The organism is Achromobacter marplatensis (assembly GCF_002209535.1).
Classification (GTDB): Bacteria; Pseudomonadota; Gammaproteobacteria; order Burkholderiales; family Burkholderiaceae_B; genus Achromobacter; species Achromobacter marplatensis.
The window spans coordinates 407,605-421,262 of the sequence record NZ_NJIG01000002.1 but is presented as its reverse complement, the minus strand read 5'-3'; the positions used below and the strand labels follow the sequence as shown (position 1 = coordinate 421,262).

Here is a 13,658-nt window from a genome sequence, read left to right as displayed (position 1 = left end):
GGTACCAAAAAATGAAGACTTGGCCGATATCCGCAGATACGACGCTAGACTATTGACGCGGATGACTCACTTTTGAGCCGGTCTAGGTCAGCATGCTAGCGGCTCCGCGCAACTCAAGACGATGGTGCGGGCTTTGCCCCCCTGCCAACTCCGCCCGCAAGGCGAGATACTTTTGAGCCTGCTCCTTCACCATCATGTGGCGGGACAATGTGTCCGAGATTCGGACATGTCCCAAATCCGGACATGTCCCAGTTCGGGACTAGCGACCCGTGCATTCCGGTCAGTCCCGCCTAAGCGGGGTTAACAATTCGAGCGCAGGTTAACAATTTTTTTGTTAACCGTGCCCGACTCGAGGGCGCTCATGCTCCACCCCCATGCAGTGAATACAGGGCCACCCCGTCATGCCGGTACCCCTCATCGTCCCAGATGCTTACGCGCTCGGTGCTGATGTTGTGGCCCTGGCGGCGCAGTTCGATAATGCGCGTGGGGGCTTGGTAGCAGCCCAATTTGCGCAGCTCGTAGGAGGTATGGGGACGCAGGGTCAGGGCTTGCAAGATGCGGATGCGCTGGGCTGCGCCGCTGGTGGACTTATCGCGCATGGCCGCCCCCCAACAAGGTCACGCCCAAACGGTCCAGTGCTTGCTTCGCGTGCGCATACCCTTCCCGGTGGTCCGCCGCGCCCTGCATCGCCGTGCTGGCTACAAACTGCGCCGCGATGAGAATGGAGCGGCGGGGCACATCCAAGCGCCCCCGCTCGCCCGGCCCAATGCCAACGGCCTTGTTAATGAGGCGGTTGACGTTCATATGAACGAACCGTTCATGCGGCGACTGCCCTGCGAGCGCATGGATTTCATCGTGGAGCGCATGGTACGTCGGCAGGTATTCCGCGTGGGTCAGGTCTTGCGCCTGGCGGGCCTCGCGGAAAGCCTTCACCAAGCGAACCTTGAGCGCCCGCACGGTGGCCGTGTTGCGGCTATAGGTCAGCAACAAGTACGCCTGATCCTCATTCAGCAAGGCGTACTTCTCCGGCCGCCCGCCCAGTGAGCCCGCAGGGGGTTTCCCGATTTGAAATCGAAATATTCCCAGCTCCCGGAAGTCGTCGGCGTAGGCCGTCAACAGTTTGGTCACGCTCTCATGCTGATTGCCCAGGTGCAACGCGAGCAAGCGGCTATCAATGCGCGGTTCACCCTTGACGGGATACAACGTCACCGCGATATCATGCGCGCTGGTCGTCGGGGTCGCGCTCTTGCAGAAGTCACGGCCCTTTTTTTTGGTCGTCATCGCCATAGCTCAGCCCCCCACCTTGTTGGCGGCCTGCCATGCGCATGGATCCACCAGCCAAGCACGCACGTCGGCCACCGGCCAGGCGCTCACTCGCGGCGACAACTTCACGGGTTTGGGGAAACGGCCCTGGGCGGCCCAGGCCCACAGCGTGGACACCGCGATGCCCAGCACGCGGGACACCATAGGGACGCGGGCATAGCCCACGGCGGGCAGGGTGGCTGTGTACGTTTCAGTGGTGTGTACCGGCTTGGTAGACGGTGCGGTACGACCCGGTTTGATGATGGTGGCGTGCATCGCTGCTGCGCTCCTGTTGTTTGAAACAAGAGGCAGATTGCCGGGTGGTGCCTAGGCAAAATAGGTCATCTACGCGTAGACGTACTACGCGTGCGCGTAGGCATACCCCGTCTGCGCGTAGAAGGGGTATACGCAATGTGCTGAATGTGTTACGAGCCCGCCTTTCGCGTAGTGCGGGGACGAATTACCTTGTCATGGTCGGGCATTTCTCTCAGCCATTTTTCAATCGTTTTGGAGGCCTGATCTTTGGAGAGTCCCACTTTCTTTCCGGCCTCGCTGCTCAGCACAGCATCTTCCACCGCAAGCCTGGCTTGTCTTCGGCTGGGCCATTGGCCGCTTGCTGGTACACGTTCTCTCACCAGCCGATAGGCCAACTCTATGCACGGTCCGTATCGTAAGTCAGACCGCGCCTTCGCCGCCTTGGTCGCACGCTGAGCAGCCTCACGCTCTACCAGATTGACGGCGGCAATAGCCACGGCGTCACCTTCGTCCGCCAAGCGCCGTATGTCGGCCATCTCCATCTTCATCACCCGTTCGTGATGGCCCAACTGACGGCTTTTCTGTTCACAAAGCGCCCCCAGGTCACGTACCTCGCGCTCAAGCTCCCAGTCTCTCTGCTGCGTGGCAGGTTGTTCCTGTGCTGGAGCCACTAGCGAATCAACCGCCGCCAGTTGGCTTTGAACGTACTCCCTAAAATCGCTTTCGCTCTTCCGCCAAGGGCTTTCTAGCGCAGCAAACGAATGCGATGCAGGAGCAACCATCTCGGCAAGACGGCGTGCTGCGCTCTGTGCTGAATGTATGGCATCGATACGCGGTACTGAAATGTTGTCCAGCCAATTTTGATGCCGCACTTCCAACTGAGCGGCAACCCTTGCCGCTGCTGCGGCAGCGGCAGGTATTCTGATCCGTTCTGCGAGGTCAAATGCTGGCTTCAAACGCAACTGCAACTGTGCTGCTGCCGCTACAGCCCCAATGTCCTCACTGCTGCGCAGCTTCGCAGCCAACGCAGCCGCTACAGTTCTAATATCCTCGCGGTCGTCCATACTCGCGCCGTCCTATGCGCCGTCCAAGGAATAGGAGCCAGCGCCAAGCCGGTGGACGTTCCGGCTTTTCGGGGATCAGCCTAGGCGCTGGCGAAGATGAATCTAGATGACGGAAGATGATACTGGACAAAAACCCAGGATGGTCATTGTATGGCTTGTCGGCCGGTGGACTTCAAGTTTTATCGAACCGCGCTGTCCCCCGCCGGGCGGGTGCTAAGTCCTGCTAACTGGCCCGGCTATCCAGCGGCGACGCCGCTCCTAGGCGGGCAGAAAGCAGGGCTGAGAAAAGCGGCGTCTGAGAAAACCGGCTGGCCGAAGCCTCCCCGCAATCCCCCGCCCAAAAAAGGGAGCGCAACAGCATACGGACGAAAAAACACCGCCTGGCGGCGGCAGCCCGCCTTGGAGCATTCGGGCTTCTCAGATCCGGCTACCATTGGTGCTGTAGCGCAATTTATATACGGCATAGGAGCGCTCATGCTCCACCCCCATGCAGCGAATAGAGGGCCACGCCCTCATGCCCGTACCCATCATCGTCCCAGATACTCACGCGCTCTGTGCTGATGTTGTAGCCCTTGCGGCGCAGTTCAAGGATGCGCGTATTGGGTTGGTAGCAGCCCAGTTTGCGCAGTTCGTAGGACGTGTGGGGGCGCATTGCCAGGGCTTCCAGAATGCGGCGTTGCTGGGCCGCTCCAGACGTGGATTTATCGTTACGCATGGTGGCCACCTCCAAGCAAGGTCGCGCCAAATCGCTCAAGGGCGTCTCTGGCCTGCGCGTATCCTTCGTGGTGGTCTGCTGCGCCGTGCATCGCCGTGCTGGCCACGTACTGCGCCGCGATGAGCATGGACTTGCGCGGCACATCCAAGCGCCCCCGTTCACCCGCGCCGACGCCGATGGCCTTGTTCACCAGCTTGTTGACGTTTATATGAACGAACCGTGCGTTCTGGGACCGTCCTGCCAGCGCGTGGATTTCGTCATGCAGCGCGTGGTAGGTGGGCAGGTATTCGACCTGCGTCAAGTCTTGCGCCTGGCGGACCTCGCGAAAGGTCAGCACCAGCTGGAGCTTCAAGTCCGCCACGCGTTCGGTGCTCTTGGAGAGCGACAGCAGGTAATAGGCTTGGTCCTCGGTCAGCAGCGCGTACCGTTCAGGATTCCCGCCCCCTTGTTTGCGTTTGCCGACATCCGTTTGAAACCGCAATTGGCTGATGCGCTCGAATCGGTGACGGTGCCGTTCGATAAGCTCACACACGCTCTCGTGCTGATTCCTCAAATGCAGCGCCAGCAGGCGGCTATCAATGCAAGGCTCGCCCTTGACAGGATGCAACGTCAGCGCGGTAACACGCGCGCTGGTCGTCGGGGTCGCACTCTTGCATGAGTCGAGGCCCTTTTCTTCGGTCGTCATCGCCATGGTTCAGTGCTCCACCATGTTGGAGATCTGCCTGACAAGATGACCGGCCAGCCATGCGCGCACTTCGGCCACCGACCACGCGCAGACGCGCGGCGACATTTTGACGAGCTTGGGTAAACGGCCTTGCGCGGTCCAGGCCCAGATGTTGGACATGGCCACACCGCAGAGTGCCGGCGCGACGGGCAGGCGCACATAGCCCGTGGCGGGCAATGCGGCGGCGTCGGTTTCGGTAGTGTGTACTGGCTTGTTATACGGAGCAGTACAACCCGGTTTGAGAATGGCGGCTTGCATAGGGATGCATCTCACGAAAGTTGATCGTGATCTGAATACTATGCATCGCTAACCGCCAATCCTACCCGTAGCCGCAGAGCGTGCGGCAAGCGCTGGACGGACTTCAAGCGCAAAAATCACGTTGTGCGCAGAGCTTCCTCTTTGCGCAGACGGGAAATAATCTCAGCAATTTTCTTGTACGAGAGAGGCACAGCGTTGGCGCGGATTACCTGCTCTGCCGCTTTCTGCGCGGACAGGGAAGGATCAATGTGAGTGCGCCAGTAATTTTCAACATCAGCACGCAATGCATAGTTTTCCTTATGGCGCATCTTTGCGAGCGCAGATGCCGGGCTCTCCCCTCTTCCTTTTGAAGATGTTGCCCCAAGGATAATTCCAGACCAGTACTTAGCTTTCGTTGCGTATAGCCACGCCTGATCCCAGTCCCCTGCTTTTTCAGTCTTTATTGTCTGCACTACGTAGGCTGCGCACGTAATCATGCATTGGATGCCAAATGGGAGTCTGTCCGGATCAGACACATCGCCCATCAATTCGACGTGGGCATCACCGGACGTTTCAGGGTCATCCAAAAGAGGCCGTACCACTGCGGTAGCAAAGAAGGTAAGCGGATCTAGCGTCTCGCCCTCATCAGATTTGAGGTATTCACCTGCGTTTCCGTGGAACATTTCCTCCCATACTCCGAGGACCGAATTCAAGGCTGTTGCAGCCTCCTTTATGGGGCTTGTGCCTTCCTTTGGAATAGGGATTTCATTCTCGGCAAGCGGCACTGCGGGTCGCCGTGGGCCTAGGGCTTCAAAAGCAACAGCCCCGACGGCATAGAAATCTGCCGCCTTTTCTAGCAACTGTTCGCGGGTTTCCCACTCCAAGAAACTTAAAGCCTCCGTCCTCTTTTTTGCAAACTCAGCTTCTGCCTTTTTTTGCGCCTCGTCCATCACTCGCCGTCCTATGCGTCGTCCATAGAATAAGGCCCAGCACCAGGCCGATGGACGTTTCGGCTTTTCACCCCGTCGGGTTAGGCTGGCGTAAACGAATCTAGATGACAGCACATGATACTGGGCAAAAAAACAGGGTGCCACGTGAGCCTTATCTACGGGCGGCCATGTCAGACGATCCTGAGAGCAGGCCTTGCCGGATGTAACTTCCCAAGGCCACGAAGATGCTGGAAACGTCGGCGGATCGCCCGGAAACCCGCATGAATACTAAGCTAGGGAGAATATTATTACCCCCCTTAGGAATTTTCCTGACTAGAGAGCGTCAGGGGATCGAATCACCCTTACCGCCACTGTCCGGCTAGGGCCCCCCTGAATTGGCTGTGGAGCCAGTGCTTCCCATTAAGCGGCTCACGCGACTGTGGGGCGACATGACTACCGGATTTGGTGCCTCTGTTGCCTCTGCGCTAGAGCAGGGGCAACACAGCAAACCCGCGCCAATGCTTGATGTTGCCTCTGTTGCCCCAGGCCGATAACTCTCCATTGCCCATTTTTCTCCTTGCGGATTATGCCGTCCGCGTCAGGGGAATCACGTTATCAGCACTTTCGATGGCCGCCAGCGCGTCCAGATAGTCCGCCCACCGCTGCATGGCTTCACGCCGCTCATCATCAAACTGCGTGCGGTCATATGCGGCCTGGATCTGGTCACGCTTGGCGTGAGCAAGCTGAGCCTCCAATACGTCAAAGTCGATGCGCAGCCGTTCACGCGCCACGGTGCGCAGCATGGCCCGAAATCCGTGCGGGGTATGCGCCCCAGCAAAGCCCATCAGCCGCAAGGCCCGCGACAGCGCGTCGCGGTTCAGCTTCGGATTGCGCATCTTGCCCACGGCGGGGAACACGTACTCAGCGCCCCCAGAAAACTGCTGCATGTCCTTGAGCATGTCCACCGCTTGGTGCGGCAGGCTCACGATATGTTCATGCCCGGTTTTCATGCGGCGGCGGCCATCTTCTTCCAAGGCGGCGATATGCCACTCGGCCCGGTCAAGGTTAATCTCCGACCATCGGGCGCGGGCGATCACTCCGGGGCGCAGTGCAGTCCAGGCGGCCAGCAGCAAGGCCGACCGCACCACCGCCCCCTCGTAGGCCCGACTAGCCCGGATCAGCGGGCCTATGCCCTGCTCCCGCGTGACGGCCGGGACGTGCCCGCCACGATGGGACGGCAGCACTCCACGCAGTCTCAATACCCGGTCATCGTCGCGGATGCCCTCAAGGATGCAGTGGTCCACCACGCCATTTAGGTGCTGGACGGCCTTTTTAGCCAGGCTGGGGGCGGTTGCCGCAATCTGGCGCAGCGTCTCGGTAACGTCCAGCGAAGGTCGCGCATATCCAGGCGGCCAATCTTGGGCTGTAAGTAGGTGCGAACAACATAGACCGCCTTGAGGTAGCTTTCCGCCGCCCAGCCCGCTTTGCGAACTTCTAGCCACGCTTCGGACAGCACAGCGAACGAATGGCGCTGAGCATCCTCGGCGGCGGCAATGGCGGCCTGTTCAGCATCGGACCGATTGGCAGCCTTGGCCCGCGCCTCGACGCATGCCAACGATGGGCGTTCCCGTGCGTGCGGCAAGGTGTACATCCGCCGCATTGCCATGAGCCTGCGCAACAGACAGATCGGGATAGGTGCCGATCACGACCTTGCTGCGCTTGCCATCGGCGGTCTGGTACCGGACAAGCCATTGCTTTCCGCCCCCAGGCAGCACCTGCAAGAACAAGCCATTCCCGCTGGCCTAGGTGTAGGAATCGGCCTTGGGCCGCGCCTTATCCGCCGCGACGGCGGTTAACTGTTTGGTGAGCTTAGGCATGGTCTATGGCGATGGTACTTTTTGGTCTCAAACCGAGAGCACCTTTGGTACTTTTCAAAAAAGTACCAAAAGACCTTAGATTCAGCGACACGACCCTAGACTCATAGACAACAAAAAACCCGCGTCTCTCTATGAGAATCGCGGGTCTGATGTACTTCCATGTACTACCTGATAATGCGTTTTGGTGCCGACGGCGAGACTCGAACTCGCACAGCTTTCGCCACTACCCCCTCAAGATAGCGTGTCTACCAATTTCACCACGTCGGCAAATCCAAACCAGAAAAGCATGCCTTCCTGGAAAGTCGAGCATTCTATCACGCAATTAGGCATTCTGGCGAGTCGGCCCCGTTTTTGGGCCCGACCTTCCCCTCAGCCAACCGGGTGCCCGGGCGGGAACCGGGCGGATCGCCGCCCTGCCCCGCCTATGGCAATCAGTTGATCTGCAGGTTCGTCGCCTTGACGACTTCTCCCCACTTGCGGGTTTCGCTTTCCATGAAGGCCTTGAATGCTTGCGGCGTGTTGGGCGGCGGGGGCATCAAAAAGCCGTTGGTCTGATAGTTGGCGGCCAGCGCGGTGTCCGAGGTCAGCGCCTTGTTGATGGCGGCGTTCACCTTCAGCACGATTTCGGGCGGGGTGCCGGCCGGCGCAAAGAGGCCGAACCAGGCCGCCACGTCGAAGCCTTCCACGCCGGATTCGGCAATGGTGGGGATTTCGGGCGCGAAGGGCACGCGCGCCGCGGTGGTCACCGCCAGGCCAGTCAGTTTGCCGGCGCGCACATGCGGCAGCAGCGGCGGCAGGTTGTCGAAGATGGAGTCCACCTGGCCGCCCAGCAAATCAGCCACGGCCGGGCCGCTACCGCGATAGGGAACGTGCAGGATATCAATGCCGGTCTTCATCTTGAACAGCTCGCAGCCCAAGTGCGCGGACGAGCCGTTGCCGGGGGACGCGCAGGTCAGTTTGCCGGGGTTCTTCTTGGCATAGGCGGTGTATTCCTGCACCGACTTGACCGGCACGCTGGCATTGACGGCCAGGATGTTGGGCACCACGTTCAACAGCGCGACGGCGTCCAGGTCCTTGAGCGCGTCGTACGACATCTTGGAATACAGCGACTGGTTGATCGCCGTGGAAATCGACCCGACGAACAAGGTGTAGCCGTCGGCCGGAGCGCGGGCCACGGCTTCGGCGCCGATGTTGCTGTTGGCGCCCGGCTTGTTTTCCACAATGAAGGTCTGGCCCAGCTCCTTGCCCAGCACGTCCGCGATCATGCGGGCGCTGATGTCGGTCGTGCCGCCCGGGGCATAGCCCACCACCAGCCGGACAGGCTTGGCCGGATAGCTGTCGGCCTGGGCCTGGGCCTGCACGTGGCCCGTGGCCGCGCAGGCTAGCAACGCAGCCATGCCGGCCATTTTGAAATTCATCTTCATCTTGTCTCCTCCTGTTGAAAGCGGATCGGCGCACGGCAATGGGTGCGCCCGTATTTTTTGGTGGTGTGGGGCAACGCTGCCCCGGCACGGCCGGTCGGCCGCCTGGCCGTTCTAGGCGGCGCAGGCCGCGCGCACCGGCGCGATCAAGTCCGGCGTGACGTCAGCCAGCGTCCGGCAACCGAGCAGCGCCATGTTGGTCGAAATTTCGCTGCGAAATATCTCGGCGACTTTGCGGATGCCGGCGTTGCCGCCGACGGCGGCGCCGAACAGCTGGGGACGGCCGGTGAAGACCATGCTCGCGCCCAGGGCCACCGCCTTGAGCACGTCGGAGCCGCGGCGAAAGCCGCCGTCGACCATGACCGGCAAACCCGCGGGCACGGCAGCCACAACGTCGGGCAGCGCCTGCAAAGGCGAAATGCAACCGTCCAGCTGACGCCCGCCATGGTTGGAAACAATCACACCATCTACGCCCGCGTCGGCGGCCAGCCGCGCGTCCTCCGCGTGCATCACGCCCTTGAGCACGAGCTTGCCCGGCCAGTTTTCCCGAATCCAGCGGATATGTTCCCAAGACAGCTTGTCGCGCTCGCCACGAAAACCGTTGGGCGGGTCTTGGGTGATGGGCGGTCCGATTTCCTCATACAGGTTCGCAAAACGCGGCACCCCGCTGCCCAGCAGCGTACGCATGAAGACGTTCACGCTCCAGCGCGGATGTCGCATGCCGTCCAGCACCACGCTGGAACTCATTTTGAATGGCACCGTGAATGCCAGCTTCTGCAGGTTTTCGCGATTGGCGCCCACGCAGGTATCGATGGTCACCGCCAGCACGGGGATCTCGGCCTGGCGCAGACGCGCGATCAGCTTGCCGATGCGATCGACGTTGCCCGGCAGATAGGCCTGATACCAGCAGCGCTTGCCGGTCGCCTCCTGCAACCGCTCCAACGGCACACTGGAGGCGCCGCTGATGATGAACGGAATCTCGGCGTCCTGCGCAGCGCGCGCCAGCGCCAGATCGCACTCGTGCATGACGATGGCGGAGAACCCCGTCGGCGCGAAGCCGACCGGCATGGCATAGGTCTGGCCGAAAAGCTCGACCTGGCTGCTGCGCTGATCCACCACGCGCAGGCCGCGGGGCCGGAAACCGATGTCGCGCAGTGCCCGGACGCTCTCGTCGAGCGACGCGCCGTCTTCCGTGCCGCCGCAGACGTAACCTTCGACGCAGCGCGGCAGGATGCGGCGCGCCTCACGTTCGAAGTCGCGCACCGACAGGCAGCGGTTCAAGCGGCTCATGCCGCCACCGGGGTACCGGTTTGCAGGCCCAGCGCCTGCAGGCAAGCGGCCAGGGAACGGTCCTGCGTGTCTTGGTAAAGCGCCAGTTCGTCTTGCACCGGTGCGCCCAACGCGGCTTCGAAGGCGGTCTGGCTGGCGTTCTGCGCGTACTCGGCCTGGGCCTTGTCACCCAGGTTCGACTGAAAGATGCCTGCGGCGCTGACCGGCAGGAAGTCCTCGTAGACCAGCGGCTCGAACCGGATGTAGCCCTGGCTGATCAGCGACTGCACGTCGCCCTCCTGCACGGGGCCTTGCTTGCCGGTCAGGAAGTAGCGGAAATAGCCCAGACCTTGATCGTGCAATTGCGCATAGTCGTCCGGGAACGCGGCAAAACAGTCCTGCAGGTTCTGCATGTAGGCGGCGGCATTGCTTTCATTGGGCGCGCCCTGGATACGGCTGCGCGCCAGATCCAGCGACTGGTCGTACAGCGCCCGGCCTTTGCGGGTCAGGGCGACACCGCGCTGCTCGATCTCGCCGAAGCGGGCGGTATGGCTGCCCACGCCGTTCTGGCCGTCCGCCCCGGCGAACAGGACCGGTTCCTCCAGCGCCTTGAAACTCGTCTGACGCAACAGGATCGGGCACTTGCGCGGCGGCGGACCTTCGATCACCGCCTTGGCCGACACGCCACGGCGCGGCATCTCGGCCTGGGCCTCGTCGATGTCCAGCGTGCGCGGCGTCAGATGGTTGATGTGCGGTCCCTTGAAGGCCACCACATCGGCAATCAGGCGATGCTGGCCGTGCAATTCCCGGTAGTCATCCAGGCTGACCGTCGCCTCGCTGTGCCAGCGGAAAGTATGCAGCGCTTCGGTGACGAATTCCCGGGCGTCGGCGTCGTTCAAGCCGCCCTGCGTTTCGAAGCGGCCAGCCAATTCCAGGGCCCTAGCCGTAAAGATCTGGCGCGCGGCCAGAATACGGGCGGCCTTGTCGCGCAACGCGACGTCGTCGATCAGTTCCAAGCGCAGCAGCGACGTGAAGACGCGGAACGGGCTGGCTTGCAGAGAGGCCTCGTGCGTGGCGCGAAATGCCGTCGAATGCACCGGCACGCCGGCCGGCGACAGGTCGTAGTAACCCACCGGCTGCATGCCCATCACGGCGAACACACGGCGCATGTTGGAAAGCTCTTCGGGCGTGCCTACGCGAATCGCGCCGTGGCGCTCGATGTCCAGGCGTTCGATTTCGCCGGTGCGCGCCAGTTGCTCGGCCAGTTCGGGCTGCTCGGCCAGCGTCTTGGCGTTGACCTCAGCCACCAGGTCCAGCAACGTGTCGTAAAGGGGCACTTCCGACTTGTACATGTCGGACATGGCGCGGGAGAACCAGGCGCGGATCTGATCGGGATTGACGAAGTTCTGACTCATGGCGGGCTCGGCACATCGGTAAACAGGGATGGCCCGCATGAAATCACGCCCGGCAAGCGCAATCAAATGAAAAAATTCGGCCTAATCAGTCCGTTTTTTCATGGATCGCGCGCGCAGGGCGTCGCGGTCTCGTTTCTGCGCGGCCTCTTCTTCGACCCACGCCACGAATTGCTTGATCTTCGGGACTTCGGCGGAGTGTTCGGAATAGGCCACGAAGTAGGCGCCGTCGCTGGGCTGCACGTAGCCCCAAGGGATGACCAGCTTGCCGGCCTGCAGTTCTTCTTCGGCCAGCAATCTTGGGGTCAGGGCGATGCCGCAGCCGCCTTCGGCTGCTCGCACGCACATGTAGAACGTGTCGAACCGGGGGCCGTGATAACTGCGGTCGGACTGGAATTGCTGATGCGAGAAATAGTCGTGCCAGGCTTCCGGGCGGGACGCGCACTGGATCAGCGCGTGGTCGCTAAGCGCCTCCAGGCTGGGCACTGCATCTCCGGGCAGAAAGCCGGGCGCGCACACCGGCACTACCTCGGCTGCGAACAGCTCGCGGCATTGGGCGCCAGGCAAGGTGCCATGGCCGAAGAAGAAGGAAATGTCGATCTTGGCCTGCATCAGATCGAACGGCCGGGTTTCACTGCGTACCTTCACCTGAATATCCGGATGCGCGGCCATGAAGCGCTGCAGCCGCGGAATCAGCCACCGCGCGCCAAACGTGGGCTGCGTGCCGATGGTAAGCACCTGGGTTTCGCTGCCGTAGGTCAGGATGTAGCGGGACGACATGTCCACCTGGTTCAGGATCGCCCTGACCTCGGATTGGTACAGTGCCCCCGCGGGCGTCAATTGCAGTCGCCGGCGCACGCGCAGAAAAAGCGGGTTGCGCAACAGCGCCTCCAGCTGCGCGATCTGCTTGCTGATCGCGCTTTGGGTCATGTGCAGTTCTTCGGCGGCGCGCGTGACGCTCATGTGCCGCGCGACCGCATCGAAGCTCTGGAGCGCCATCATCGACGGCATCAAACGCTTTTCCATGGGGGCCGATCCGAAATGTCCGGCGCGGGAGCCGGACTGCGATGACAGGATATCCGGCCTTGCAGCCCGAGGCACGGCACCAATGAAAAAGGCCGGCGTCAGACGCCGGCCTTCTTGTCTACGCTGGCGCTTACTTCGCCGGCGTTGCGGGCGTGTCGGCCGGCTTGTCGCCTGCTGCGGGCGCGGCCGGAGCCGTGGGCACCGAAGCGTCGGGCTTGGCCGGCGCGGCAGGAACCGAAGCGGCGCCCGGGACGGACGATGCACCTGCGCCCGGCGCGGCGGGCACAGAACCCGGCACTTGCGGAACCGAACGGTCGGACGGGAAGCTTTGCATCACGCCGGAATCCACGGCCGGGCCGTTGGTGCCCTTGTGGCTGACGTAAGCCAGGCCAGCGGTGGATGCGAAGAAGACCACGGCGGCCCACTTGGTCGCGCGCGACAGGAAGTTGGCGGCGCCGGTGGCACCGAACAGGCTGCCGGACGAACCGCTACCGAAAGCGGAACCCATGTCGGCGCCCTTGCCCTGCTGCAGCAGGACCAGAACGATGATAGCCAGCGCCGAAAAGACTTGGACGGCCAGCAGAAGTTTAAGCATCAAGGGCATTACAGACTCCGGAACGGAAACTTAGATGGCGGCAATACGCAAAAATTCTTCAGCCACAAGCGACGCGCCGCCGACCAGGGCTCCGTCGATATCAGTCATGGCGAACAAACTGGCGGCGTTGGCAGCTTTGACGCTGCCGCCGTACAAAACCTGCACCTGCGCCGCGCCCAGCGCGCGCAAGGCGGCGCGGATGGCGGCGTGGACTTCTTGCGCTTGCTCGGGGCTGGCGGTGCGGCCAGTGCCGATGGCCCAGACGGGCTCGTAGGCCAGGACCATGCGCGACACGGCGTCCGCGCCCAGCGCCAGCACGGGCTTCAACTGGCGTTCGATGACGGCCAGGGTGTTGCCGGCTTCGCGGTCGGCCAGCGACTCGCCCACGCAGACCACGGGGGTCAGGCCGGCGGCCAGCGCGGCTTGCGCCTTGGCGGCCACGACTTCATCGGTTTCACCGTGCAGCACGCGGCGCTCGGAGTGACCGGCCAGCGCCCAGCGGCAGCCGAATTCTTTCAGCATCGCACCGGACACTTCGCCGGTGTAGGCACCCTTTTCGTGCGCGCTGACATCTTGCGCGCCCCAGGACACGCTGCTTCCGGTCAGGGCCGAACCGGCTTGCGCCAGGTAGGGAAACGGAACACAGATGCCGATGTCGCAGTGGCTCGCGGCATCCGCGGCGCGCAACTCGGTCAGCAACGCGGCGTTCTCGGCCAGGTTGCCGTGCATCTTCCAGTTGCCCAGCACGAGGCGGGCGCGGTTTTCGACTGAAGTCATGGCGCAATTGTCAGAGAGGGTGAGTCCCGGGGGATGACGCGACCGCCCACGGGCC

At 62.2% G+C, this 13,658-nt stretch carries 17 protein-coding genes and 1 tRNA gene; all 18 read right to left on the bottom strand.

All coding sequences use genetic code 11. The features are described from left to right. Positions 1–359: 359 nt before the first annotated feature. Entirely contained in the window at positions 360–599 is a 240-nt protein-coding gene (locus tag CEY09_RS05475) for a helix-turn-helix domain-containing protein (protein WP_088587848.1), read from the bottom strand. Further along, a complete protein-coding gene (locus CEY09_RS05470; protein ID WP_208625046.1) occupies positions 589–1,287 on the bottom strand; it encodes a Rha family transcriptional regulator in 699 nt (232 codons plus the stop codon). Before CEY09_RS05470 ends, CEY09_RS05475 begins: the two co-directional genes overlap by 11 nt. A 3-nt stretch (positions 1,288–1,290) precedes the next feature. Further along, positions 1,291–1,578, bottom strand: a complete 288-nt coding sequence (locus CEY09_RS32465) for a helix-turn-helix transcriptional regulator (protein WP_234818227.1) — start codon at positions 1,576–1,578, stop codon at positions 1,291–1,293. 149 nt (positions 1,579–1,727) lie between these two features. Then, positions 1,728–2,621: a hypothetical protein gene (locus CEY09_RS31865; protein ID WP_143219542.1), complete on the bottom strand. Its 894-nt coding sequence runs from the start codon at positions 2,619–2,621 to the stop codon at positions 1,728–1,730. A 472-nt stretch (positions 2,622–3,093) separates the two neighbouring features. Beyond that, positions 3,094–3,336: a helix-turn-helix domain-containing protein gene (locus CEY09_RS32130; RefSeq protein ID WP_158218651.1), complete on the bottom strand. Its 243-nt coding sequence runs from the start codon at positions 3,334–3,336 to the stop codon at positions 3,094–3,096. Next, a complete protein-coding gene (locus tag CEY09_RS05450; RefSeq protein ID WP_208625044.1) occupies positions 3,329–4,027 on the bottom strand; it encodes a Rha family transcriptional regulator in 699 nt (232 codons plus the stop codon). Before CEY09_RS05450 ends, CEY09_RS32130 begins: the two co-directional genes overlap by 8 nt. Positions 4,028–4,030: 3 nt before the next feature. Continuing rightward, entirely contained in the window at positions 4,031–4,318 is a 288-nt protein-coding gene (locus tag CEY09_RS05445; RefSeq protein ID WP_088587845.1) for a helix-turn-helix transcriptional regulator, read from the bottom strand. Between the two features lie 116 nt (positions 4,319–4,434). Continuing rightward, the gene (locus CEY09_RS05440) at positions 4,435–5,247 is read right to left on the bottom strand and encodes a hypothetical protein (RefSeq protein WP_088587844.1); all 813 of its coding nucleotides are present in this window, start codon (positions 5,245–5,247) and stop codon (positions 4,435–4,437) included. Between the two features lie 563 nt (positions 5,248–5,810). Continuing rightward, positions 5,811–6,359, bottom strand: a complete 549-nt coding sequence (locus CEY09_RS32460; RefSeq protein WP_234818226.1) for a tyrosine-type recombinase/integrase — start codon at positions 6,357–6,359, stop codon at positions 5,811–5,813. A 179-nt stretch (positions 6,360–6,538) separates the two neighbouring features. Further along, positions 6,539–6,877, bottom strand: coding sequence for a hypothetical protein (locus CEY09_RS32455; protein WP_234818241.1), 339 nt, complete (start codon positions 6,875–6,877; stop codon positions 6,539–6,541). After that, entirely contained in the window at positions 6,792–7,001 is a 210-nt protein-coding gene (locus CEY09_RS32450) for an Arm DNA-binding domain-containing protein (RefSeq protein WP_234818238.1), read from the bottom strand. The genes CEY09_RS32455 and CEY09_RS32450 overlap by 86 nt, the downstream gene beginning before the upstream one ends. Positions 7,002–7,285: 284 nt before the next feature. Next, a tRNA-Leu gene (locus CEY09_RS05430) sits at positions 7,286–7,370 on the bottom strand. A 164-nt stretch (positions 7,371–7,534) separates the two neighbouring features. Then, positions 7,535–8,527 carry a Bug family tripartite tricarboxylate transporter substrate binding protein gene (locus CEY09_RS05425; RefSeq protein ID WP_088587843.1) on the bottom strand — a complete coding sequence of 331 codons (993 nt, stop codon included), beginning with the start codon at positions 8,525–8,527 and terminating at the stop codon, positions 7,535–7,537. Between the two features lie 111 nt (positions 8,528–8,638). Beyond that, entirely contained in the window at positions 8,639–9,814 is a 1,176-nt protein-coding gene (locus tag CEY09_RS05420; RefSeq protein WP_088587842.1) for an alpha-hydroxy acid oxidase, read from the bottom strand. After that, on the bottom strand, positions 9,811–11,208 hold the full coding sequence (hglS, locus tag CEY09_RS05415) for a 2-oxoadipate dioxygenase/decarboxylase HglS (protein WP_088587841.1): 1,398 nt from the start codon (positions 11,206–11,208) through the stop codon (positions 9,811–9,813). The genes CEY09_RS05420 and hglS overlap by 4 nt, the downstream gene beginning before the upstream one ends. 81 nt (positions 11,209–11,289) lie before the next feature. Then, entirely contained in the window at positions 11,290–12,231 is a 942-nt protein-coding gene (locus CEY09_RS05410) for a LysR substrate-binding domain-containing protein (protein WP_035212754.1), read from the bottom strand. A 130-nt stretch (positions 12,232–12,361) separates the two neighbouring features. Beyond that, positions 12,362–12,835: a preprotein translocase subunit SecG gene (gene secG, locus CEY09_RS05405; protein WP_088587840.1), complete on the bottom strand. Its 474-nt coding sequence runs from the start codon at positions 12,833–12,835 to the stop codon at positions 12,362–12,364. Positions 12,836–12,856: 21 nt separating this feature from the next. After that, positions 12,857–13,603: a triose-phosphate isomerase gene (gene tpiA / locus CEY09_RS05400; RefSeq protein ID WP_006223634.1), complete on the bottom strand. Its 747-nt coding sequence runs from the start codon at positions 13,601–13,603 to the stop codon at positions 12,857–12,859. Positions 13,604–13,658 lie beyond the last annotated feature (55 nt).

What these genes read in the sequence shown, in the direction of transcription:
- CEY09_RS05450 (WP_208625044.1), bottom strand. Translation starts at nt 4,027, where the DNA reads ATGGCGATGACGACCGAAGAAAAGGGCCTCGACTCATGCAAGAGTGCG.
- CEY09_RS05440 (WP_088587844.1), bottom strand. Translation starts at nt 5,247, where the DNA reads ATGGACGAGGCGCAAAAAAAGGCAGAAGCTGAGTTTGCAAAAAAGAGG.
- CEY09_RS05410 (WP_035212754.1), bottom strand. Translation starts at nt 12,231, where the DNA reads ATGGAAAAGCGTTTGATGCCGTCGATGATGGCGCTCCAGAGCTTCGAT.
- secG (WP_088587840.1), bottom strand. Translation starts at nt 12,835, where the DNA reads ATGCCCTTGATGCTTAAACTTCTGCTGGCCGTCCAAGTCTTTTCGGCG.
- CEY09_RS32130 (WP_158218651.1), bottom strand. Translation starts at nt 3,336, where the DNA reads ATGCGTAACGATAAATCCACGTCTGGAGCGGCCCAGCAACGCCGCATT.
- CEY09_RS32455 (WP_234818241.1), bottom strand. Translation starts at nt 6,877, where the DNA reads ATGTACACCTTGCCGCACGCACGGGAACGCCCATCGTTGGCATGCGTC.
- hglS (WP_088587841.1), bottom strand. Translation starts at nt 11,208, where the DNA reads ATGAGTCAGAACTTCGTCAATCCCGATCAGATCCGCGCCTGGTTCTCC.
- CEY09_RS05420 (WP_088587842.1), bottom strand. Translation starts at nt 9,814, where the DNA reads ATGAGCCGCTTGAACCGCTGCCTGTCGGTGCGCGACTTCGAACGTGAG.
- CEY09_RS05445 (WP_088587845.1), bottom strand. Translation starts at nt 4,318, where the DNA reads ATGCAAGCCGCCATTCTCAAACCGGGTTGTACTGCTCCGTATAACAAG.
- tpiA (WP_006223634.1), bottom strand. Translation starts at nt 13,603, where the DNA reads ATGACTTCAGTCGAAAACCGCGCCCGCCTCGTGCTGGGCAACTGGAAG.
- CEY09_RS05470 (WP_208625046.1), bottom strand. Translation starts at nt 1,287, where the DNA reads ATGGCGATGACGACCAAAAAAAAGGGCCGTGACTTCTGCAAGAGCGCG.
- CEY09_RS31865 (WP_143219542.1), bottom strand. Translation starts at nt 2,621, where the DNA reads ATGGACGACCGCGAGGATATTAGAACTGTAGCGGCTGCGTTGGCTGCG.
- CEY09_RS32465 (WP_234818227.1), bottom strand. Translation starts at nt 1,578, where the DNA reads ATGCACGCCACCATCATCAAACCGGGTCGTACCGCACCGTCTACCAAG.
- CEY09_RS05425 (WP_088587843.1), bottom strand. Translation starts at nt 8,527, where the DNA reads ATGAAGATGAATTTCAAAATGGCCGGCATGGCTGCGTTGCTAGCCTGC.
- CEY09_RS05475 (WP_088587848.1), bottom strand. Translation starts at nt 599, where the DNA reads ATGCGCGATAAGTCCACCAGCGGCGCAGCCCAGCGCATCCGCATCTTG.